Source organism: Nonomuraea roseola (assembly GCF_039535395.1).
Taxonomy (GTDB): Bacteria; Actinomycetota; Actinomycetes; order Streptosporangiales; family Streptosporangiaceae; genus Nonomuraea; species Nonomuraea roseola.
Genome location: NZ_BAAAXC010000015.1, coordinates 1,998,943 through 2,018,379, shown reverse-complemented (window position 1 = coordinate 2,018,379; position 19,437 = coordinate 1,998,943). Strand labels below are relative to the sequence as shown.

General features: G+C 71.2%; 23 protein-coding genes. 12 read left to right on the top strand and 11 right to left on the bottom strand.

What is annotated here, in order from left to right:
- Nucleotides 1-79 precede the first annotated feature (79 nt).
- A complete protein-coding gene (locus tag ABFX55_RS32620) occupies nucleotides 80-766 on the bottom strand; it encodes a response regulator transcription factor (RefSeq protein WP_346126496.1) in 687 nt (228 codons plus the stop codon).
- A gap of 100 nt (nucleotides 767-866) precedes the next feature.
- On the opposite strand from ABFX55_RS32620, the gene ABFX55_RS32615 reads away from it, so the two are divergent.
- Complete coding sequence (locus tag ABFX55_RS32615; protein ID WP_346126495.1) at nucleotides 867-3,044, top strand: MMPL family transporter; 2,178 nt, start codon at nucleotides 867-869, stop codon at nucleotides 3,042-3,044.
- A 71-nt stretch (nucleotides 3,045-3,115) separates the two neighbouring features.
- On the opposite strand, the gene ABFX55_RS32610 is transcribed toward ABFX55_RS32615, so the two are convergent.
- From ABFX55_RS32610 to ABFX55_RS32570, 9 genes are read right to left on the bottom strand one after another with little or no spacing between them, the layout of a single operon-like run.
- A complete protein-coding gene (locus ABFX55_RS32610) occupies nucleotides 3,116-4,324 on the bottom strand; it encodes a beta-ketoacyl synthase N-terminal-like domain-containing protein (RefSeq protein WP_346126494.1) in 1,209 nt (402 codons plus the stop codon).
- Nucleotides 4,321-5,583 carry a beta-ketoacyl-[acyl-carrier-protein] synthase family protein gene (locus ABFX55_RS32605; RefSeq protein ID WP_346126493.1) on the bottom strand — a complete coding sequence of 421 codons (1,263 nt, stop codon included), beginning with the start codon at nucleotides 5,581-5,583 and terminating at the stop codon, nucleotides 4,321-4,323. Before ABFX55_RS32605 ends, ABFX55_RS32610 begins: the two co-directional genes overlap by 4 nt.
- Nucleotides 5,580-6,416 carry a cupin domain-containing protein gene (locus ABFX55_RS32600; protein WP_346126492.1) on the bottom strand — a complete coding sequence of 279 codons (837 nt, stop codon included), beginning with the start codon at nucleotides 6,414-6,416 and terminating at the stop codon, nucleotides 5,580-5,582. Before ABFX55_RS32600 ends, ABFX55_RS32605 begins: the two co-directional genes overlap by 4 nt.
- Nucleotides 6,413-6,658 (bottom strand): acyl carrier protein, encoded by a 246-nt coding sequence (locus ABFX55_RS32595; protein ID WP_346126491.1) that lies wholly within the window; start codon nucleotides 6,656-6,658, stop codon nucleotides 6,413-6,415. The genes ABFX55_RS32600 and ABFX55_RS32595 overlap by 4 nt, the downstream gene beginning before the upstream one ends.
- 17 nt (nucleotides 6,659-6,675) lie before the next feature.
- Nucleotides 6,676-7,506, bottom strand: coding sequence for an SAM-dependent methyltransferase (locus ABFX55_RS32590; protein ID WP_346126490.1), 831 nt, complete (start codon nucleotides 7,504-7,506; stop codon nucleotides 6,676-6,678).
- Nucleotides 7,503-8,654: an FAD-dependent monooxygenase gene (locus ABFX55_RS32585; protein WP_346126489.1), complete on the bottom strand. Its 1,152-nt coding sequence runs from the start codon at nucleotides 8,652-8,654 to the stop codon at nucleotides 7,503-7,505. Before ABFX55_RS32585 ends, ABFX55_RS32590 begins: the two co-directional genes overlap by 4 nt.
- The gene (locus tag ABFX55_RS32580; RefSeq protein ID WP_183651349.1) at nucleotides 8,651-8,953 is read right to left on the bottom strand and encodes an antibiotic biosynthesis monooxygenase family protein; all 303 of its coding nucleotides are present in this window, start codon (nucleotides 8,951-8,953) and stop codon (nucleotides 8,651-8,653) included. The genes ABFX55_RS32585 and ABFX55_RS32580 overlap by 4 nt, the downstream gene beginning before the upstream one ends.
- On the bottom strand, nucleotides 8,950-9,678 hold the full coding sequence (locus tag ABFX55_RS32575; protein ID WP_346126488.1) for an SDR family oxidoreductase: 729 nt from the start codon (nucleotides 9,676-9,678) through the stop codon (nucleotides 8,950-8,952). The genes ABFX55_RS32580 and ABFX55_RS32575 overlap by 4 nt, the downstream gene beginning before the upstream one ends.
- The gene (locus ABFX55_RS32570) at nucleotides 9,675-10,028 is read right to left on the bottom strand and encodes a SchA/CurD-like domain-containing protein (protein WP_183651345.1); all 354 of its coding nucleotides are present in this window, start codon (nucleotides 10,026-10,028) and stop codon (nucleotides 9,675-9,677) included. The genes ABFX55_RS32575 and ABFX55_RS32570 overlap by 4 nt, the downstream gene beginning before the upstream one ends.
- Nucleotides 10,029-10,328: 300 nt before the next feature.
- Here ABFX55_RS32570 and ABFX55_RS32565 point away from each other — a divergent pair, with 300 nt between their 5' ends.
- The 6 genes from ABFX55_RS32565 to ABFX55_RS32540 all read left to right on the top strand — a co-directional run bounded on the left by ABFX55_RS32565 (nucleotide 10,329) and on the right by ABFX55_RS32540 (nucleotide 15,706).
- Nucleotides 10,329-11,114 (top strand): sensor histidine kinase, encoded by a 786-nt coding sequence (locus ABFX55_RS32565; RefSeq protein ID WP_346126487.1) that lies wholly within the window; start codon nucleotides 10,329-10,331, stop codon nucleotides 11,112-11,114.
- On the top strand, nucleotides 11,093-11,761 hold the full coding sequence (locus ABFX55_RS32560) for a response regulator (protein WP_346126486.1): 669 nt from the start codon (nucleotides 11,093-11,095) through the stop codon (nucleotides 11,759-11,761). Before ABFX55_RS32565 ends, ABFX55_RS32560 begins: the two co-directional genes overlap by 22 nt.
- 118 nt (nucleotides 11,762-11,879) lie before the next feature.
- Nucleotides 11,880-12,218, top strand: coding sequence for a TcmI family type II polyketide cyclase (locus tag ABFX55_RS32555; protein WP_346126485.1), 339 nt, complete (start codon nucleotides 11,880-11,882; stop codon nucleotides 12,216-12,218).
- The gene (locus ABFX55_RS32550) at nucleotides 12,215-13,882 is read left to right on the top strand and encodes an acetyl-CoA carboxylase carboxyltransferase subunit alpha (protein WP_346126484.1); all 1,668 of its coding nucleotides are present in this window, start codon (nucleotides 12,215-12,217) and stop codon (nucleotides 13,880-13,882) included. The genes ABFX55_RS32555 and ABFX55_RS32550 overlap by 4 nt, the downstream gene beginning before the upstream one ends.
- Nucleotides 13,875-14,357, top strand: coding sequence for an acetyl-CoA carboxylase biotin carboxyl carrier protein (gene accB, locus ABFX55_RS32545; RefSeq protein WP_346126483.1), 483 nt, complete (start codon nucleotides 13,875-13,877; stop codon nucleotides 14,355-14,357). The genes ABFX55_RS32550 and accB overlap by 8 nt, the downstream gene beginning before the upstream one ends.
- Nucleotides 14,354-15,706, top strand: a complete 1,353-nt coding sequence (locus ABFX55_RS32540) for an acetyl-CoA carboxylase biotin carboxylase subunit (RefSeq protein WP_346126482.1) — start codon at nucleotides 14,354-14,356, stop codon at nucleotides 15,704-15,706. Before accB ends, ABFX55_RS32540 begins: the two co-directional genes overlap by 4 nt.
- Nucleotides 15,707-15,708: 2 nt before the next feature.
- On the opposite strand, the gene ABFX55_RS32535 is transcribed toward ABFX55_RS32540, so the two are convergent.
- Nucleotides 15,709-16,416, bottom strand: coding sequence for a response regulator transcription factor (locus tag ABFX55_RS32535; RefSeq protein WP_346126481.1), 708 nt, complete (start codon nucleotides 16,414-16,416; stop codon nucleotides 15,709-15,711).
- A 219-nt stretch (nucleotides 16,417-16,635) separates the two neighbouring features.
- Here ABFX55_RS32535 and ABFX55_RS32530 point away from each other — a divergent pair, with 219 nt between their 5' ends.
- The 5 genes from ABFX55_RS32530 to ABFX55_RS32510 are packed head-to-tail and all read left to right on the top strand — an operon-like array spanning nucleotide 16,636 to nucleotide 19,436.
- Complete coding sequence (locus ABFX55_RS32530; RefSeq protein WP_346131335.1) at nucleotides 16,636-16,887, top strand: MoaD/ThiS family protein; 252 nt, start codon at nucleotides 16,636-16,638, stop codon at nucleotides 16,885-16,887.
- A 33-nt stretch (nucleotides 16,888-16,920) separates the two neighbouring features.
- Nucleotides 16,921-17,586 carry an LmeA family phospholipid-binding protein gene (locus tag ABFX55_RS32525; RefSeq protein ID WP_346126480.1) on the top strand — a complete coding sequence of 222 codons (666 nt, stop codon included), beginning with the start codon at nucleotides 16,921-16,923 and terminating at the stop codon, nucleotides 17,584-17,586.
- Nucleotides 17,587-17,623: 37 nt separating this feature from the next.
- Entirely contained in the window at nucleotides 17,624-18,136 is a 513-nt protein-coding gene (locus tag ABFX55_RS32520) for a sigma-70 family RNA polymerase sigma factor (protein ID WP_183651325.1), read from the top strand.
- The gene (locus ABFX55_RS32515) at nucleotides 18,133-18,975 is read left to right on the top strand and encodes an anti-sigma factor family protein (protein ID WP_346126479.1); all 843 of its coding nucleotides are present in this window, start codon (nucleotides 18,133-18,135) and stop codon (nucleotides 18,973-18,975) included. The genes ABFX55_RS32520 and ABFX55_RS32515 overlap by 4 nt, the downstream gene beginning before the upstream one ends.
- Before the next feature lie 38 nt (nucleotides 18,976-19,013).
- Nucleotides 19,014-19,436: a thioredoxin family protein gene (locus ABFX55_RS32510; protein WP_346126478.1), complete on the top strand. Its 423-nt coding sequence runs from the start codon at nucleotides 19,014-19,016 to the stop codon at nucleotides 19,434-19,436.
- Nucleotide 19,437 lies beyond the last annotated feature (1 nt).

Genomic DNA, 19,437 nt, shown 5'->3' with positions numbered 1-19,437 from the left:
CGCGTGGCCCCCGCGACCAGGCCGAGCGCGATGGCGACCAGGCCCACGGTGGTCAGGACCAGACGGGTGCGCAGCGACATCACTGCTCCACCGGCAGCCGGAGGACGTACCCGATGCGGGGCATCGTGTGGATCAGCGGCGGGTCGAACGCGTCGACCTTGCGGCGCAGGTAGCTGATGTAGGTCTGCACGACGCCGTCGTTGCCGCCGAAGTCGTACTCCCACACGTGGTCGAGGATCTGCCGCTTCGACATCACCTTGCCTGCGTTGCCCAGCAGGAAGCGCAGCAGCTTGAACTCCGTCGGCGTCAGGTCGATCCTGCGGCCGGCGCGGAAGACCTCGTAGGTGTCGTCGTCCACGACCAGGTCGGCGAAGGCCACCCTGGCGCTCTCCGGCGCGCTCCTGTCGGTCCTTCGCAGCACCGCGCGGATGCGGGCGGTCAGCTCCTCCAGGCTGAACGGCTTGGTGACGTAGTCGTCGCCGCCCACCGTGAACCCGCCCACCTTGTCCTCGGTGGCGTCCCTCGCGGTGAGGAAGACGACGGGGACCTGCGACCCCGCGAGCCTGATCCGGTGGCACACCTCGGTGCCGAGAATGTCGGGCAGCATCACGTCCAGCACGATGAGATCGGGATCGAAGCTTCTGACCAGTGCCATCGCGACCGCGCCCGTCTCGGCGACCGCCGTCTCGAACCCCTCGTAACGCAGGGCGGTGGCGACGAGATCGGCCAGATAGGGTTCGTCTTCGACGACCAGGATTCGGCTCACGTGGTCATTCTGACCCGAAGAGTCAGGGATCGGGGAAACTCACATGGCTCTCTAAGAGAGATCACAGAGCTGCCTGCCGCCGCGCTGGTCAACTGCTCGTATGGAGAGAATCTCGGCATTCGTGCTAGGCCGCAAGGGCCTGGTCATCCTGCTGACCGCGGTCGCCTTCCTGGTGGGGATGGGCGCGACCCCGCTGGCGATCCAGCGCCTGTCGGAGGAGTACGCCCACCCTGGGATGCCCGCCTTCGACGCCAACCAGGAGATCGTCAAGGTCTACGGCAACGGTGGCTACCAGCGTCCGTTCGTGCCGGTCGTGCGCCTGCCCGAGGGACAGTCGGTGACGGCCCAGAAGGAGAGCCTGGGCAGGGCGTTCGCCGCGGTGGCCGCGGTGCTGCCCAAGGCCCGCGTCGTCTCCTACGCAGACACCGCCGACCCCAAGCTGGTGGGCTCGGACGGCAGGACCACGCTCGGCCTGGTCTTCCCCGGCACCTACTCCGACGGCAGCCCGCCGGGCGGCGGCCTCGGTGAGACGCCCGACGAGAGCCCGGTGATCGTCAAGGCGATGACCCCGCATCTGCCGCCTGGTTCGACGGTCCATGTCACCGGGCTCGACGCGCTGGCGCCCAGCGTGGACGCGGGAGGCGTGGACGTCCCCACGAAGATCGGCATCGGCGTGCTGGCCGCGGTGGTGGTGCTGCTCCTGGTGTTCAGGTCGGCGCTGGCCTTCGTGCCGTTGCTGATCTCCGTGCTGGCCATCTTCTGCTCCTTCATCGTGATCCTGCTGCTGACGCTGGTGATGACCGTCCACGACGTGGCGCTGACCACGATGCCCCTGCTGGGCCTGGGAATCGCGGTCGACTACTCGCTGCTCATCGTGGCCCGATGGCGGGAGGAGCAGGCGCTCGGGCACAGGGGGGACGAGGCGGTCCACAGGGCGATGGCGGGCGCGGGCAGGGCGGTGCTGTTCAGCGGGCTGGCGGTGGCGATCGGCCTGGTCACGATGGTGGTCCTGCCGGTGCCCTTCCTGCGCAGCCTGGGGATCGCCGGAATGATCATCGCGGCGGTGAGCGTCGCGGTCACGCTGACCGTCCTTCCCGTGGTGCTGGCCCGCACGGGCCAGCGGCTGGACAGGAGGCGGGCGGGCGGGGCGCGCTTCGCCCGCGAGGCGCGGGCGGGCAGGGCGTGGTCGGCGTGGGCCAGAGGCGTCGTACGGCTGCGCTGGCCCGCCGCGCTGCTCACCGGCGGTCTGCTCGTCGCCCTGGCGGTCACGGGCACGAGGGTGGACCTCGGCCTGCCCGAGAGCGGCAGCCTGCGCACCAGCGGCTCCGCCTACGAGGGCCTGACCGAGCTCAAGGAGGCGGGCATCCCCTCCGGCTCCATCGTCGCCTTCGACGTGTTCGTCACCGGTGACCCCGCGCCCGCCGTCGAGGCCATCAGGGGTGTCGAGGGCGTCTCGACCGTGCTGGCCCCCGACCACGCGGCCTGGCGCAGATCGGGTACGGCGGTGGTCACCGTCCTGCCCGTGGCCGAGGGCGGCAGCGCGGCGGGCGAGGCGACGATCTCCGCGGTGCGGGCCGCGGTGCCCGCCAACGCGAGGGTCGGCGGCAACGCGGCGCAGAGCATGGACTTCAGGTCGCAGACCTACGGCGCGTTCCCGTGGATGCTCGCCATGATCGCGCTCGTCACGTTCGTGATGCTGGCCAGGGCGTTCAGGTCCCTGCTGCTGCCGCTCAAGGCCATCGCGCTCAACCTGCTGTCGCTGGGCGCGGTCATCGGCGCGATGGTGTTGCTGTGGCAGTACGGCTGGGGCACCAAGGAGCTGCTCGACATCCATCCGACCGGCTCGATCGGCGAGTTCGTCCCGCTGACGATCTTCGCGTTCCTGTACGGCCTGAGCATGGACTACGAGGTCTTCATCCTGGCCAGGATGCGTGAGGAGTACGACAGGTCGGGCAGCACCGCGCACGCGGTGATCGAGGGCGTCGGGCGCACGGGCCGGCTGGTCACGTCGGCGGCGCTGATCCTGTTCATCTCGTTCGCCGCGCTGGCGATGACGCCCGAGCTGGACGTGAAGGTGTTCGCCAGCGGCCTGGCGCTCGGCATCGCCCTGGACGCCACGCTCATCAGGGCGATCCTGGTGCCGGCCGTCGTGGCCATGATGGGCAGGTGGAACTGGTGGCTGCCCGGCTGGGCGGCCAGGCTGCTGCGGGTCGAGCCCTCGCCCGCCAGGCCCGAGGACGAGCACGTGCGGCCCGCCGTACCCGAGCCCGTGCACTGAGCAGGCATGGGAGGACGAAGGAACGGCCACCGCCTCGGGGAGAGGCGGTGGCCGTTCCGGTGGGGAAGGGGTCAGACGGCGGTCAGGACCGCCGCGGAGTTGAAGCCGCCCGAGCCCCTGGCGACCACCAGCGCCGCCGACAGGCCGGAGACCGTGCGGGCCTCCCGCACCAGGTCGAGCCCTCCGACCTCGACGCCGGCGTTGACGGTCGGCGGGATCACCTGGTCGGCCAGCGCGAGCGCCGCCCAGGCCAGGTCGAGGGCGGCGCCGCCCGAGCACAGCCTGCCCGTCATCGTCTTGGGCACGGTGACGGGCACCGCGCGCGAGCCGAAGACCTCCGTGAGCGCGACGACCTCCAGGGCGTCCCGCTCGGGCGTGCCCGCCCCGTCGGCGAAGACCACGCCGATGTCGTCGGGGCGCAGCCCGGCCCTGGCGATCGCCTCGCGCATGGCCCTGGCGTACTGGCGGGGATCGGGCGCCGCGTCGGTGATGTGGTGCGCGTCGTGCGTGGACGCGGTGCCCGCGATCTCGGCGTACACCGAGGGCGTGCCCCGTCCGAGCGCCGACTCGCGCTCCTCCACCAGCAGGATCGCCCCACCCTCCGCCGGCACGTACCCGCCCGCGTCGGGCGCGAACGGCCGGTAGGCGCGGGCGGGGTCGCTCTCGCGGCTGACCGTCTCCTCGCCGGCCTGGCAGGCCAGCGCGTACGGCGAGAGCGGCGCCTCGGTGCCGCCGGTGAGCACCCCCTCGGTACCCCTGCGGACGAGCCTGGCGGCCTCTCGCAGGGCGTCGATCCCGCCGGCCGCGTCGGCGACGAGGACCCCGCACGCCCCCTTCAGCTGGTGCCTGATGGACAGCTGGCCGCTGCTGGCCGCGTAGAACCAGCCGATCGACTGGTAGGCGCTGACCGAGCGCGGCCCACGGCTCCACAGCGCCTGGATCTCCCGCTGGCCGAAGGCGTTGCCGCCCGAGCCGCCCGCGGTGACCACCGACAGGTCCGACGGGCTCTCCCTGGCAGGGTCGAAGGCCGCGTCGGCCAGCGCCAGCTGGGTGGCGGCCATGGCGAACCAGGTCCACCTGTCGGTCTGCACCCGCAGCTTGCTGTCGACGAACTCCTCCTCACGGAACCCCTCGACCTGCCCCGCCAGCCTGATCGGCGAGCCCTCCACCCGGCTGATCATGGTGGCGCCCGCCAGCGAACGCTCCCAGTGCTCGCTGACGCCGATGCCCGTGGGGGCGACGACGCCGAGACCGGTGATGACGGCCCTTCTGCGGCTCATGCGGCCGCTCCGGGCACCGAGAAGATCATCGCCGACTGGAAGCCGCCGAACCCGCTGCCTGCCGACAGCGCGTGCCTGGCCTCGACCTCGCGGGCGACCAGCGGCGTGTAGTCGAGGTCGCACTCGGGGTCGGGGGTGGTCAGGTTGGCGGTGGGCGGCACCACGCCCCTTTCGAGCACCAGCGCGCAGGCGGCCATCTCGATCGAGCCGATCGCGCCCAGTGAGTGCCCCACGACCGACTTGATCGAACTGATCGGCACCCTGCGGGCGTGCTCGCCGAGCGCCCGCTTGTAGGCGGCGCTCTCGTGCCTGTCGTTCTGCTTGGTGCCCGAGCCGTGCGCGCTGATGTAGCCGATGTCCTCGGGCACCAGCCTGGCCTGTCCGAGCGCGTCCACGATCGCCTCACCGAGCTCGACCCCGTCGGGACGCAGGCCCGTCATGTGGAAGCCGTTGGCCCTGGCCGCGTAGCCGGTGATCTCGCAGTAGACCCTGGCGCCGCGCTTCCTGGCGTGTTCCAGCTCCTCCACGACCAGCACCGCGGCGCCCTCGCCGAGCACGAAGCCCTGACGGCCCGCGTCGAAGGGCCTGGAGGCGCCCTCAGGGTCGTCGTTGGCGGGGGTGGTGGCCCTGATGGCGTCGAAGCAGGCCACGGTGATGGGCGAGATCGGCGCGTCGGACGCGCCGGCGATCATCACGTCCGCCTCGCCGTCCTGGATGAGCTGCAGGGCCCTGCCGATGGCGTCGATGCCCGAGGTGCAACCGGTCGAGACGACGGCGGCGGGGCCGTGCGCGCCGTACCGCACGGCCAGCTCGGTGGCCGCGCTGGAGGGCACCAGCGCCTGGTAGAGGAAGGGACGCAGGTGGCGGTGGTCCACCTGCCACTCCCTGCCGTGGTCGCTGGCCACGACGTACTCCTCCTCCAGCGAGATCGTCGCGCCCACGGCCGAGCCGAGGCTGACGCCGACCCTGTCGCGGTCGGAGCGCTCCAGGTCGAGCCCGGAGTCGGCCAGCGCCTCGTCCGCGCAGACCGTGGCGAACTGGACGAAGCGATCCATGCGCCTGCGCTCCCTCGGCGTCAGGCCCAGGGCTGCGGCGTCGAAGTCGACCTCGGCGGCGATCTGCGATCTGAAGGGGGTGGGGTCGAAGGTGGTGATCCTGCGGACGGCGGGCTTGCCGTCCACGATCCTGCTCCAGAACTCCTCCCTGCCCACGCCGCCTGGCGCCAGCACGCCGATGCCGGTGACGACGGCCCTCCTCATGCGCCCACCTGCTCGGGGTAGGGCTCGGTGTCGACGTGACCGAGCTCGGGCCTGGGGGCCAGCGGGCTGAGCTGGAAGACCGCCAGCGCGTCGCCGGCGCCGACGTTGGTGAGCCTGTGCCGCACGTTGCGCGGCACGAACAGGGCCTGCTCGGGGCCGAGCGTGACGGGCTCGCCGTCGAGATCGACCTTCAGCGTGCCCGAGGCGACGAACAGGTACTCCTCCGAGTACGGGTGGTAGTGCTCGGAGATGCCCTCACCGGGGGCCAGCCGTACGGCGCCGCAGAAGCCCGAGGAGGACCCGCAGGTGGCAGGGGAGAGCAGGGTGCGCAGGTCGCCGCCGCGCCTGGTGTTGGCGGGCACGTCGTGGAAGCCGACGACCGAGCGGCGGCGGCGCTCCACCTTCTCCTTGATGAGGTTCAGCTGCGCCACGGAGTTGGTGTTGATCCTGTCGGTCATCGCGGCGGTGTCGAGGGGGGCGTCGGGCTTCATGTGGAAGTCCTGCACCCACCGCATCCTGGTGAGGTCGGGGGTGAGCTCCTCGTACTCCCAGGCGATGTTCATGAACTCGAAGGGGCCCGTCTCGATCCTGCGCGCCCTGACGGTCCTCGACTCGGTGTCCCAGGTGCGCTGGGACACCCAGCTCCACACCCTGCCCTGCTCGTCGGGGTGCATGGTCAGCCGGAAGGTGACCGTGCTGTCGCCCTCCTCCAGCACCTCGGCCTCGGCGTACTCGGAGAACAGGTCGGGCCAGGTGCGCACGTCGTTGGTCTGCTCCCAGACGAACCCGATGGGCGCGGCGATCTCGATCGCGTTGTCGGTGTGGCCGATCATCGCACGGCTCCGATCAGTCGCTCGTTGACCAGGTCGCGCACCAGCGAGGGGGTCGCCTCCGCGGTGATCCGGTCCTCCACGTCCACGCCGAACCTGTCCTGGATGCGGGTGGCGAGCTCCATCCTGGCCAGCGAGTCGAGGCCGAGCTCGTCGAAGGTGCGCTCCAGCTCCTCACCGCCCTCGCTGGACGGCAGGCCCACGGTGGCGAGCAGGTCGCGCAGGTTGCTCTCGGTGAATTCCATCGTTGTCTCCCTGTCAGTCAGTCGCGGGTGGCGTCGACGAGCCAGATGCGGGCCGATCCCGCGACCGCGGGGTGGGCCATGGCGGGAACGGGACGGCCGAGGCTCACGGCGAGGTCGGCCTGGTGGGTGATCTCGGCCCGCCAGCCGTGCGCCGCGAGCCATTCCTCGGGGTCCTCCACCGACGACAGCCAGGCCGCCTGCGTGGCCGCCAGCTTGTTCATGGCGGGCCGCATCTTCGGCTGGTCGGCGTAGGCCTGGTTGACGTGCTCGACGGAGAGCCTGCTGCCCGGCGCGGACAGCTCGCTCAGCCGCTTCAGCACGGCGGCGCCGTCCTCGGGGGTCAGGTACATGAGCACGCCCTCGACCAGCCACGCGGTCGGCCGTTCAGGGTCGAACGCGGCCGAGACGAGGGAGGCGGGCCAGTCGTCGCGCAGGTCGGCGGCGACGGCCGTGCGCTCGCACCGGGCCTGCGCGTCGTGTTCGGCCAGCACCCTGTCCTTGAAGGCGATGAGGTCGGGCAGGTCCACCTCGAACAGCCGGGTGCCCGCGGGCCAGTCGAGCCGGTAGGCCCTGGTGTCGAGCCCCGCTGCCAGCAGCACGACCTGCCGCAGCCCTGCGCGGACGGCCTCGCCGAGGCGGTCGTCGAAGTAGCGGGTGCGCAGCACGAAGTGCTCGGCCGCGCGGCGGCCAGCCTCGCTCACACCGCTGATGCGGCCTGCGGCCTCCACCAGAGGGCGGGCGAGCGGGTCCTTGAACAGACCGCTGGGACGGGCCGTTTCGGCCTCCCTGGCCTGGGCGATCAGCACCGCCGTACGGCTGACGCCCGTCGGCAGACCTGTGACGGTCATGAGGTGTCCTCCATGGTGAGCTGGTAGGTCTTGCGGTAGACGAGCCGGTCGAAGGTGAGGCGCATGAAGGCGTCGCGCGCGGCGCACGCCACGGGATGGCGCCACCTGGTGAGGGCGCCGTTGGCCCTCGACCTGCGGACGATGCGGGCGGCGCGGGCCACCCGGCGCGCCTCGTAGCGGCGCAGCCCCTCGGCGACGTCGCCGCCCTTCAGGCACCGAGCCAGGACGAGGGCGTCCTCGATCGACTGTCCCGCGCCCTGTCCGAGGTTGAAGGTCATCGGGTGCGCCGCGTCGCCGAGCAGCGCCACCCTGCCGTGGGCCCAGCGCGGCATGGGCGGCCTGTCGAAGATCGGGACGGTGGTCAGGTCGGCAGGGTCGGTGGCGGCGACCAGCCGGGGGATCGGGTCGGGCCAGTCGCCGAACTCCCTGGCGAGCAGGTCGAGCGGGCGCGTTCCGAACGGGGCGGTGATGTGGTCGCTCAGCACGCCGTCCCAGTAGACGAGATCGCCGGCGAGCCGGTAGCAGACGAACCAGCGACCCCTGCCCCAGGTGCTGAGGAAGGTGTGCTCGGGCACGCCGGAGCCCGGCAGCTCGATGACGCCCTGGAAGGCGGTGAACCCGGCGTAGCGCGGCGGCGGCTCGTGCGGGACGAGCGCCGCCCGCACCACCGAGCGCAGCCCGTCGGCGCCGATGAGCGCGTCCACCCGCTCCTCGGCGTCGCCGACCCGGACGGTGACGCCGCTGCCGTCGGCGGAGAACCCGCCGCAGGGCGAGTCCAGCCTGAGGGCGTCGCCGACCTCCTCGACCAGCAGCGCGTGCAGATCGGGACGGCTCACGCTGTAGACGGGCGCCCCGAGTTCGGCCGCCTTCCTCGCCATGGACCAGCGGGCGAGCCTGCGCCCACCGCTGTTCCTGAACAGGTGCTCGCGCAGCTCGTAGCCGATCTTCTCGACGCCCGGCTCCAGGCCGAGGTCGCGCAGCGCGAGCACGGCGTTGTGCCACAGGACGAGCCCGTGACCGGCCTGGGCCATGCGCAGCTCGGGGGCGCGTTCGTGGACGGTGACCGCGGCGCCCGCGCGCCTGAGCGCCACCGCCGCGGTCAGCCCCCCGATGCCGCCGCCCGCCACGAGCACCCTGAGCGGGTTCACGTCCCTGTCTCCGCCTTGACCAGGAAGCGCAGCGACCTCGCCGCCGTGATGCACTCGCGCATGGGCTTGACCAGGTCGCGGTGCTCCTGCGTGGCCTCCCATGCCAGGAAGTCGGCCAGCTCCCGCCACTCGCTGGTGATGAGCCACTGCTCGGGGTCGGTCGCCGACTGGCAGACCTGGTCCTTCAGGTGGCCCGGCACGCCTCCCGACACCTGGTACCTGATCTTCTCGTAGGCGACGAGGAAGTCGTCCTGACGCTCGGCCGGCACGGTGATGAGGAAGACGATCCTGGCGGTCATCGCGGCGGCCCCGACAGGTCGGAGCGGAACTCGAAGCGGCCGAGCACCGGCACCACCGCGCCGTAGAGCCCGTCGGCCTCCTCGCTGGTGAGGAAGGCGACGGCGCGGGCGACGAGGTCGGGCGCGATCGTGTGGTCGAAGTTGAGGTCGGGGCGGGCGGCCCGCTTGTCGGGCGTGTCGGCCATGGTCATGCTGATCACGTTCACGTGGACGCCGCCGCGCTTGAGCTCGTGCGCGATCGAGCGCGCCCAGGCCACCAGCGCGGCCTTCGAGGCGGCGTACGCCGACAGCGCGGGCAGCGGCTCGTCGGCCAGCGGCGTGGTGAAGAAGACCAGCCTGGCACCCTGGCCCAGGTGCGGAAGGGCGGCCTGGGTGGCGGTGACCGCCGACAGGAAGTTGGCGCGAAGCGTCTGCTCGTAGGCGTCGGCGTCCATGAGGAACAGCGGGCCCGCCTTGAAGGCGCCGACCAGGTGGACGAGGCCGTCGAGCCTGCCGTACCTGGTGACGGCCTCCTCGGCCGCCGACCTGGCGCCCTCGGGGTCGGACACGTCGGCGGTCAGGGTCTCCACCCGGCCAGGCGCTCCGTGGGCGGCCTCCAGCTCGGCGAGCCTGTCCTTGTCGCGGCCGACCAGCAGGAGTCTGTCGCCTCGTGCGGCCAGCCTGGGGACGATCGCGCCGCCCAGACCGCCGGTGGCGCCGGTGACCAGCAGGACCTGCCCGCTCATCGGACCGGCTCCGCGACGCGGGTGGTGACGTGCTCCATGAGGGCGCTGACGAAGAAGGCGCGGGCGCCCTCTGGGGTGCTCATGTCCCTGGGGGTGGCCAGGTAGGGGTCGAGCTCGCGTTCGAGCTTCTGGATGCTGGGCTGTGCGGCCAGGTGGCGCATCACGCTCGGCAGGCTGCCGTCGATCTCGATGACCCGGATCACCGTGGTGTCCTTCATGAAGATCGAGGTGCTCAGCAGCCGGGTGCCGTCGGCGGTCTCCCACTCGGGCGGCGCGTACCCGGACAGCAGCTCACGCACCGCCGCCTGGGTTCCCTGTCGGATCTCGAAGGTGATCGCGTAGCGCTGCATCAGGCTTCCCTTCGGTCTGTACGGCTCTGCGCCGTCGCCGTTCAGCCTGTTGCGCCGGGCCCCGCCCGTCTTCCACCGCCAGGGCGAACCCCGCGCTCCCCTCTCGGGTGGACCTCCTCGTCTTATGGATAAGTACAGAATTGAATTACTTCTAGGAGCGTTCTGTGAAAGCGCTGTGAATCATTGATTGTGCGGCCTGGACGTGCTACCAAGCGTCCGCGTTTCGCGAAAGATGTACGGAATGTTAATCTATGGAAGGGCTGTGGGCTTTCTTAACGCACTCTTGTAAGCTGCCGATTCATGGGGGACATAGCCGGATATTTAGCGACTCTCCTGTTACACACCGTGATAGACGCGTTGGGGAGCGCGCTCATCCTCGCGGTGGCGCTGCTGGTACACCGCAGGAGGAGTGGACGACACCGCGGCCCGATCCTCGCCGAACGCCGGCGGATCGCCCGTGACCTGCACGACGGCGTCGGCCACGGCCTGACCGTCATCGCCTTGCACGCCCGCCATCTCGGCGCGGCGTCCACATCGGCCGGGCACGCCGCCGAGATCATCGACCAGACCGCGCAGGCCACCCTTGACGACCTGCGAGCCATCCTGGGCACCCTTCGCGACACATCCGCGGCGAAACCCGTCGAGCGGAAAACAGAAAGCGATTCGGTCGAACCGCTGTCGTCGCGGGTCGTGCAGTTGGCGACCCGCCTGCCCACCGGCACGACCACTCTTCGCCTGGACAATCTTGCCGCCGAAAGGACATTTCCAAGTGACATCACGCACACCGCTTTCCGCATCGCGCAGGAAAGCCTGACGAACGCGCTGAAGTACGGGGCTGACCGAATCGAGCTGAGCCTGTCCTACGCCGACGACCTGTGCGTCGAGGTGGTCAGCAGGGGGTGGAGACGCTCGGCCGCGGCCTGGAGCAGGTCGGGCGGCCACGGACTGAAGGGCCTGCGCGAACGGGTCGAGGAACATCGCGGCAGCCTCGTCCACGACCACCACGCCGACGGCTCGTTCGTCGTGCGGGCGGTCATCCCGCGACAGCCCGGAAAGGCAGGGATATGCGAACTATCCGCGTCCTGATCGTGGACGACCAGCCGCTGATCCGCAGCGGGCTGCACGCCACGTTCTCGAAGGCCGACGACATCGTGGTCGTCGGCGAGGCCGCCAACGGCGTGGACGCGGTGCGGATGGTCCGCTCGCAACAGCCCGACGTGGTGCTGATGGACATCGACATGCCGAGGATGAACGGCCTGACCGCGACCCGCGAGATCGTCGCGCTCGACAGGAGGAAGCCGACGAAGGTCGTCATCCTCACGATCTTCGACCAGGACGAACACCTCTTCGACGCCCTCCGCAGCGGCGCCAGCGGCTTCATACTCAAGCACGCGCCCATCGAGAGGCTGCTGGAGGCCGTCCGCGAGGCCGCCGAGGGCGACGCGCTGCTGTCGCCCTCGGTGACCAGAAGGCTGATCGACGAGTTCGCCAGGCGCCCCGAGCTGTCATCGGGCTCGGCACAGACGCTCGACAAGCTCACCGAGCGCGAACGTGAGGTCTTCAGGCTGCTGGTGCGGGGCTACAGCAACGAGGAGATCGCCAGGACGCTGGTGCTCGGCGACAGCACGATCAAGTCGCACGTCCAGCACCTGTACCAGAAGCTCGGCGTCCGCGACCGGGTGCAGGTCGTCATCTACGCCTACGAGAACGGCCTGGTTCCCGTCAGCCCGTAGGGGGAGGGGTTCCCCTGTCCGGGGGAGGCCCACAATCGAGCGGGCGGCGGGAGACAGGCCGTGACCGGGGTTCCTACGGTGAGAGCGTCCATGACGGCCCGTTCCACCAGGAGTTCACGTGTCCGACAGGATTCTCATCGTCGCCCGCCTGGCCTCAGGCGACTCGGCCGAGGTCGCCCGCCTGTTCGCCGAGTCGGACGCGGGCGAGCTGCCCCACGCGCTCGGCGTGACCAGGCGCGAGCTGTTCACCTACCAGGACCTCTACTTCCATCTCGTGGAGTTCGAAGGGCCGCAGCAGGCGGCGATGGCGCGGGCCAGGAGCAGGCAGGACTTCGCCGAGCTGAGCGACAGGCTCGGCGCGCACGTCCTGCCGTACGACCCCGACACCTGGCGAAGCCCCGCCGACGCCATGGCCACCCGCTTCTACACCTGGACCCCGGAGGGGCGGGCCCAGTGACGATCTCACCGCCGCTTCCCGCCGCCGAGGAGTGGGCGCTGTGCCCGGGCTGCTCGGCCATCGTGTACCAGCCGCGCCTGGCCAGGGTCGGCATGGTCTGCCCCGACTGCGGGCACCACCACAGGCTCGGCGCGGCCGGCCGCCTCCACGTCCTGGTGGACGAGGGCTCCTTCGCCGCGGCCCCACAGGTCGCCGGCGACGACCCGCTGTCCTTCACCGACTCCCGTCCCTACCGCGAGCGCCTGGCGTCCGCCCGCGTCCGCACCGGTCTCGCCGACGCTCTCGTGTACGGCGTCGCCACCATCGGCGGGCACCGCGCGGTCGTCGCGGTGATGGACTTCTCCTTCCTCGGCGGCAGCATGGGCTCGGCCGTCGGCGAGAGCGTGGCCCGCGCCTGCGAGCTGGCCATGGCCGAGCGCCTGCCGCTGGTGCTGTCGATCGCCTCAGGCGGCGCGCGCATGCAGGAGGGCGCGCTGTCGCTGATGCAGATGGGCAAGACCGCCCAGGCCATGAGGCGGCTGCAACGCGAGGGGCTCCTCAGCGTCTGCGTGCTGACCGACCCGACCTTCGGCGGGGTCACCGCCTCCTTCGCGACCCTGGGCGACGTGCTGGTGGCCGAGCGCGGCGCGCTCATCGGCTTCGCGGGGCCCAGGGTCATCGCGGCGGCCACCAGGGAGCGCCTGCCCGAGGGCTTCCAGAGCGCCGAGTACCTGTTCGCGCACGGCATGCTCGACAGGGTCGAGTCTCGCGACGGCCTGCGGCCGCTGCTGGCCAGGCTGCTGGCCATGACGACCGGCGCGGGCTCCGCGCCCGCCGCGCCCCGTGAGCCCGTCGTGCTGCGCGACCCCACCGCGCTGGGCGGCGTGCTGGGCCCGCACGAGACGGTACGGCTGGCGAGGGACCCGGCCAGGCCCACCGCGCTCGACCACATCTGGCGCCTGTGCACCGACTTCGTCGAGCTGCACGGCGACAGGCTGCACGGCGACGACCCCGCCGTGGTCGGCGGACTCGGCCTGCTCGACGGTGCCCCCGTCATGATCGTCGCCCACCAGAAGGGCCACGACACCAAGGAGCTGGTCGAGCGCAACTTCGGCCTGGCCCACCCCGAGGGCTACCGCAAGGCGCTGCGCCTGATGAAGCTGGCCGACAGGCTCGGCCTGCCGGTGGTCACGCTCGTCGACACCCAGGGCGCGGCCCCCGGCGTCGGAGCCGAGCAGCGCGGCCAGTCGTGGGCGATCGCCGACTGCCTGGCCGGCATGTCCGAGCTGTCGGTCCCGGTGGTCGCCACCATCATCGGCGAGGGCGGCAGCGGAGGCGCGCTGGCGCTCGCCATGGCCAACCGCGTGCTGATGCTGAGGCACGCCGTCTACTCCGTGATCAGCCCGGAGAGCTGCTCCACCATCCTGTACGGCGACCCGTCCCACGCCCCCGAGATGGCCGAGTCGCTGCGCCTGACCGCGCCCGAGCTGCTCGGGCTCGGCGTCGTCGACGGCGTGGTACCCGAGCCGAGGGGCGGCGCCCAGGAGGATCCGCAGGCCGCGACGGACCTGCTCCACGCGGCCGTCGCCGAGACGCTGCGGGAGCTGTCAGGGCTGGGACCCGACGAACTGCGCAAGGACCGTTACGAGCGGTTCAGGAGGCTGGGGGTGATCCACGGTGAGTGAGCGCGAGCAGGAGCACGACCAGCACGCCGCGCTGCGGGTGCTGCGGGAGGAGGTCGCCCACCTGGTGAAGACCGTCCCAGGGCCGGTGGCGGCGGTGTCGCTGCGGCTCGGCGACTGCGCGCTGGAGGTCACATGGGCGAGCGCCGCCTCGGCCGCGCAGGTCGTGGCGGCGCCCGCCGTACCCGCCCAGGCTCCGGTGGCTGCGGAGGAGGCGGCGGAGGACCCCGCGCTCACGGCGGTGACGGCGCCCCTGGTCGGCACCTTCTACCACGCGCCCGAACCGGGGGCGGCGCCGTACGTGCGGGTGGGCGACAGGGTGCGGGCGGGACAGACCGTCGGCGTCGTCGAGGCGATGAAGCTGATGAACCAGGTGGTGGCCGAGCAGGAGGGCGAGGTCGTGGAGGTGGTCGCGGGCAACGCCGAGCCGGTGGAGTACGGCCAGGCGCTGGTGCGGATCAGAGTGGGCTCGGTATGAGCGTCGGCAAGGTGCTCATCGCCAACAGGGGAGAGATCGCCCTGCGGATCGCCAGGACCTGCAGGGAGCTGGGCCTGCGAACGGTGGCGGTCTACTCGACCGCCGACCGCCACGCCAGGTTCGTGGCCGCGTGCGACGAGGCCGTCCACATCGGCCCCGCGCCCGCGCGCCGCAGCTACCTCTACGTCCCGGCCGTCATCGAGGCGGCGCTCAGGACGGGGGCGGACGCCGTCCATCCCGGCTACGGCTTCCTCTCGGAGGACGCCGACTTCGCCAGGGTGTGCGCGGGCCAGGGCATCACGTTCGTCGGACCGCGCCCCGAGGTGATGGAGGCGGTCGGCGACAAGGCCAAGGTGCGCGCGCTGATGGCCGCGGCAGGCCTGCCCGTGCTGCCCGGCAGCGAGGGAGCGGTCGGCTCGCCGGCCGAGGCGGAGTCGCTCGGCGAGGAGATCGGCTACCCGGTGATCGTGAAGGCGGCCGCGGGCGGCGGAGGGCGCGGGATCGAGGTGGCACGCGACCGCGCCGAGCTGCGCGAGGCGTTCAGGCGCACCACCGCGCTGGCCCAGCAGGTCTTCGGCGACGGATCGGTGTACGTGGAGCGCTTCGTGCCGGCCGCCAGGCACGTGGAGGTGCAGCTCCTCGGCGACGATGCGGGCACGGTGGTCCATCTCGGCGAGCGCGACTGCTCGCTGCAGCGCCGCAACCAGAAGCTCATCGAGGAGGGGCCCTCGCCGCTACTGCCCGAGCAGGTGCGCGAGGCGCTGGGCGCGTACGCGGTCGCGGGGGCGGCGCGGGTCGGATACACGGGCGCGGGCACGATGGAGTTCCTCGTCGATCCCTCGGGAGCGGCGACGTTCATGGAGATCAACGCGAGGATCCAGGTGGAGCACCCGGTGACGGAGATGCTGACCGGCGTGGACCTGGTGGCCGAGCAACTGCGCGTGGCGGCGGGCGAGCGGCTCTCCTTCACCCAGGAGCAGGTGACGCTCACGGGCGCGGCGATCGAGTGCAGGATCAACGCCGAGGATCCCGCCGCCGGTTTCAGGCCGACCCCCGGCACGCTGGCCGTCTTCAACCCGCCGGGCGGCCCCGGCGTGCGGGTCGACTCGGGCTTCGCCCAGGGCGACAGGGTGCCGCCCGACTACGACTCGCTGATCGCCAAGCTGGTGGTGTGGGCGCCGACGAGGGCGCAGGCGATCGCCAGGGCCGACAGGGCGCTGGCGGAGTTCGAGGTGGAGGGGCCGGGCGTCGCCACCACCATCCCGCTGCTGCGCGAGCTGCTGGCGCTGCCCGAGTTCGCCAAGGCCACGCACACCACGAGGTTCGTCGAGGAGTATCTGAGCCGCTGAGCTCAGACGTGGGCGTGGTTCTCGGCGTCGGCCGCGCCGCGGTCGGGCACGAAGCGGTAGCCGACGTTGCGGACGGTTCCGATCAGCGACTCGTACTCGGGGCCCAGCTTGGCGCGCAGGCGTCGCACGTGCACGTCGACGGTCCTGGTGCCGCCGAAGTAGTCGTAGCCCCATACCTCCTGCAGCAGCTGGGCACGGGTGAAGACCCTGCCGGGGTGCTGGGCGAGGTACTTCAGCAGCTCGAACTCCTTGAACGTGAGGTCGAGGGCGCGGCCGCGGAGCCTGGCGGTGTAGGTGGCCTCGTCGATGGCCAGGTCGCCGCTGCGGATCTCGTCGGGCACCTCGTCGGTGGCGGCCATGGACAGCCGGCCCGTCGCCATGCGCAGGCGGGCCTCGACCTCGGCGGGGCCCGCGCTGTCGAGCAGGACGTCGTCGACGCCCCACTCGGCTGTCATCCCCGCCAGGCCGCCCTCGGTGACGATCACCAGGAGCGGGCAGTCGACGCCGGTGGTCCTGATCAGCCTGCACAGGCTCTTGGCCTGGACCAGCTCGCGGCGGGCGTCGACCAGCACGGCGTCGGCGGGTGGAGCGTCGATCAGGGCCGAAGCCTCGGCGGGCGCGACGCGGACGGAGTGCAGCAGCAGCCCCAGGGCAGGCAGCACCTCGGAGGACGGCTCGAGGGCGTTGGTCAGCAGGAGCAGGTTGCTCATTTCGACTCCTCTGTTCGGGGCCTCCGCGTTTGCCGTACGTGGTGTGCCGTACAAACACGTGTGGGACCCGGGGGCTACGTCGCCCGGATCCCGCTGTAGGTGAGGATAACCCACGGGCATGAAGCGTCCAGGTCGCGTCCACCTGGTGAACATGCGTTCACACGAAACATTCTCGTTAACGAACCCGCACAATGGAGCGGAATCAATTGTGAGGTGGCTATGCCTACTGGAAAAGTTCGCTATTGGGCCGCGGCCAAGGAAGCGGCCGGTATCGCGGAGGAGGACTTCGAGGCCGACACGCTGGGCGATCTCATGACCAAAATCACAGCGGACCGTGAGGAGCTCGCGCGCGTCGTGCGCCGGTCGTCATTCCTCGTGAACGGAGATCCGGTCGGCAGGCGCGAGCACTCGGCGGTGAGCCTGCCGGAAGGGGCCGTCGTGGAGATCCTTCCGCCCTTTGCCGGGGGATAAGGTAGCGCCAGGCATTCCCCCAGAAGGAGCCCGATGCGCAAGCTGATCATTTTCCTGATCGTGCTGATCATCGTCCTCGTAGCCGTGGACAGGGTGGCCGTCGCGGGGGTCCAGCGCGACATCGCCACCAGGATCGCCGCGTCCTCCGACCTCTCGGGCACCCCCACCGTCACCATCGAGGGCATCCCCTTCCTCACCCAGGCCATCGCGGGCCGCTACCCCGAGGTCCGCTTCGACCTCGGCACCCTGACGTACAACACCGTCAAGGTGGACAACCTGCGCGGCGCCGCCTACGACGTGACCGCTCCGCTGGCCGACGTCGTGCAGAACCGCGCCCAGATCACCGCGGGCAGGGTGCACGTCCAGGGGACGCTCTCCAGGTCGACCGTGGACAAGTTCGCGCCGCGCGGGGTCAAGATCGGCGGCAGCGGCGACAGGCTCACCGCGTCAGGCGAGGTCGACCTCGGCGTGACGAAGGTGAAGTTCGACGCCGAGATGCGGGTCGAGGTGGTCGACGGGGGCATCAAGCTGACCGCCGACAAGGTCAACGGGATCCCCTCCAAGTCCGCGGGCTTCCTGACCTACACGATCCCGTTCAAGGGCAAGCTCCCGTTCGACGTCAAGGTGACGGGCGTGAAGGCCGTCCCCGCCGGGCTGGAGATCACCGCCGAGGCAAGTGACGTACCTCTCCGTGGCTGACTTCGAACCGAAACGGCCCGCCGTACGTGATGAGGGGGTGAGCCCAGCAGGCACCGCCGACGAGGAACTCGTCAGGACCCTCTTCGACGAGCACGCCGGGCCGCTCTACGGTTACGTGCTGCGACTGACCGGGGACCCGGGCCGAGCGGAGGACATCGTGCAGGAGACGCTGCTGCGGGCATGGCGGCATCCCGAGGCGATCTCCGGGCGGCCGATCAGGGCGTGGCTGTTCACCGTGGCCCGCAACCTCGTCGTCGATCAGCACCGTGCCCGCAAGGCCAGGCCGCAGGAGGCAGGGGACGAGGCGCTGGCGGTGATCCCCGCCGACGACGAACTGGAGAAGGCGGTGGAGTCGTGGGCGGTGGCCGAGGCGCTGGCCGCGCTGCGTCCTGAGCATCGTGAGGTGCTGCTCGAGGTCTACTACCGGGGGCGATCGGTGAAGGAGGCGTCGGCGACGCTCGGCATTCCCGCAGGCACCGTCAAGTCGCGGACCTACTACGCGCTGCGGGCGCTCAGGCTCGCCCTGGAAGAGCGGGGGCTGGCGCCATGATGACCTGCGAGGAGGTACGGCTGTCGCTGGGCGCCTACACACTGGGCGCGCTCGACGCCGAGGAGGCGCAGGAGGTCGAGGTCCACCTGGCCTCGTGCGAGGGGTGCACCGACGAGCTGATGGAGCTCGAGGGGCTGCCCGTCTTCCTGTCGAAGGTGTCGGAGAAGGACGTGGAACTGGTCGCGAGCCCTCCTCGTGAGGTGCTCGACCGGCTGCTGAACGACCGCGTCAAGCGGCACAGGCGCGGACGCCTGCTGCTGGTGGCGGCGGCCTCGGTCGCGGCGCTCGCGGTGGGCGGCACGGTGCTGACCACCCTCCAGGACCGCAGCCAGCCGACGGCGGGGGCGCCTGCGGCGCAGGACGCCCCTGCCTCGGCGGTGCGACCTTCCGAAGGTGAGCTGGCAGCGAAGGAGTCGGAGCCGCGGGATTCGGCGGCGCGGCCGGACCGGAGCCGCGCCGCGGAGGAGGACCGAAACGCGACAATGGCCTCGCCCTCGGCTTCACCCCTGCCCTCGGTCTCGGCCGAGCTCAAGATGAGCGAGCCGGGGCGGGCCTTCACCGGACAGTCGAAGGACGTCAAGGCGACCGTGACCGTGTCACCTGGCATGCCGTTGCAGGTGCAGCTCGAAGGCGTGCCGCCGGGCACCGAGTGCAGGCTCGTCGTGGTGAGCAAGGCGGGTGCCAAGGAGGTCTCCGCGCCCTGGACCGTCCGGGCCGCGCGCTACGAGGCCGGCGCGGAGGTCTTCAAGGTGCAGAGCCGCACGCCGCCGGAGTCCATCCGCTCCTTCGAGGTCAGGGACGCCGACGGCGGGCTCCTGGTCAGGATCACCGCGAAGTAGGGGGAAGAATCCCGTCGCCGCCGCGGTTGCACCTGGCGATGACAGGCTGGTGGGTGGTGCTGGCGACGCTGGCGCTCGGCACGGTGATCGGGGTGGTGAAGCTGCGCCGCGACGGCAGGCTGCGCGAGTCAGGGCAGAGTCTCACGGCGCACGCGCTGGGCCACGAGCTGGGCGAGCGGGCGACGCTCGTGCAGTTCTCCACCGCCTTCTGCCAGCCCTGCAGGGCCACACGCAGGGTGCTGGCCGAGGTCAGCGCGCTGGTGCCGGGGGTGAGTCACGTCGAGATCGACGCGGAGTCCAGGCTCGACCTGGTGCGCGAGCTCGACATCATGCGGACGCCGACCGTCCTCGTGCTGGACGGTGGCGGAGCCGTCGTGAAGAGGGCGTCTGGGCAGCCCAGGAAGGCCGACGTGATCGCGGCGCTCGGAGCGTTCCTGTCTCACGACCCGGACGAGAAGTGAC

Excerpts from the sequence above, each read along its gene's own strand:
- ABFX55_RS32540 (WP_346126482.1), top strand. The coding sequence starts at position 14,354 with ATGAGCGTCGGCAAGGTGCTCATCGCCAACAGGGGAGAGATCGCCCTG.
- ABFX55_RS32605 (WP_346126493.1), bottom strand. The coding sequence starts at position 5,583 with ATGAGGAGGGCCGTCGTCACCGGCATCGGCGTGCTGGCGCCAGGCGGC.
- ABFX55_RS32535 (WP_346126481.1), bottom strand. The coding sequence starts at position 16,416 with ATGAGCAACCTGCTCCTGCTGACCAACGCCCTCGAGCCGTCCTCCGAG.
- ABFX55_RS32570 (WP_183651345.1), bottom strand. The coding sequence starts at position 10,028 with ATGCAGCGCTACGCGATCACCTTCGAGATCCGACAGGGAACCCAGGCG.
- ABFX55_RS32530 (WP_346131335.1), top strand. The coding sequence starts at position 16,636 with ATGCCTACTGGAAAAGTTCGCTATTGGGCCGCGGCCAAGGAAGCGGCC.
- ABFX55_RS32600 (WP_346126492.1), bottom strand. The coding sequence starts at position 6,416 with ATGATCGGCCACACCGACAACGCGATCGAGATCGCCGCGCCCATCGGG.
- ABFX55_RS32525 (WP_346126480.1), top strand. The coding sequence starts at position 16,921 with ATGCGCAAGCTGATCATTTTCCTGATCGTGCTGATCATCGTCCTCGTA.
- ABFX55_RS32610 (WP_346126494.1), bottom strand. The coding sequence starts at position 4,324 with ATGAGCCGCAGAAGGGCCGTCATCACCGGTCTCGGCGTCGTCGCCCCC.
- ABFX55_RS32580 (WP_183651349.1), bottom strand. The coding sequence starts at position 8,953 with ATGACCGCCAGGATCGTCTTCCTCATCACCGTGCCGGCCGAGCGTCAG.
- ABFX55_RS32565 (WP_346126487.1), top strand. The coding sequence starts at position 10,329 with ATGGGGGACATAGCCGGATATTTAGCGACTCTCCTGTTACACACCGTG.
- ABFX55_RS32590 (WP_346126490.1), bottom strand. The coding sequence starts at position 7,506 with ATGACCGTCACAGGTCTGCCGACGGGCGTCAGCCGTACGGCGGTGCTG.
- ABFX55_RS32510 (WP_346126478.1), top strand. The coding sequence starts at position 19,014 with ATGACAGGCTGGTGGGTGGTGCTGGCGACGCTGGCGCTCGGCACGGTG.
- ABFX55_RS32595 (WP_346126491.1), bottom strand. The coding sequence starts at position 6,658 with ATGGAATTCACCGAGAGCAACCTGCGCGACCTGCTCGCCACCGTGGGC.
- ABFX55_RS32560 (WP_346126486.1), top strand. The coding sequence starts at position 11,093 with ATGCGAACTATCCGCGTCCTGATCGTGGACGACCAGCCGCTGATCCGC.
- ABFX55_RS32575 (WP_346126488.1), bottom strand. The coding sequence starts at position 9,678 with ATGAGCGGGCAGGTCCTGCTGGTCACCGGCGCCACCGGCGGTCTGGGC.
- ABFX55_RS32515 (WP_346126479.1), top strand. The coding sequence starts at position 18,133 with ATGATGACCTGCGAGGAGGTACGGCTGTCGCTGGGCGCCTACACACTG.
- ABFX55_RS32615 (WP_346126495.1), top strand. The coding sequence starts at position 867 with ATGGAGAGAATCTCGGCATTCGTGCTAGGCCGCAAGGGCCTGGTCATC.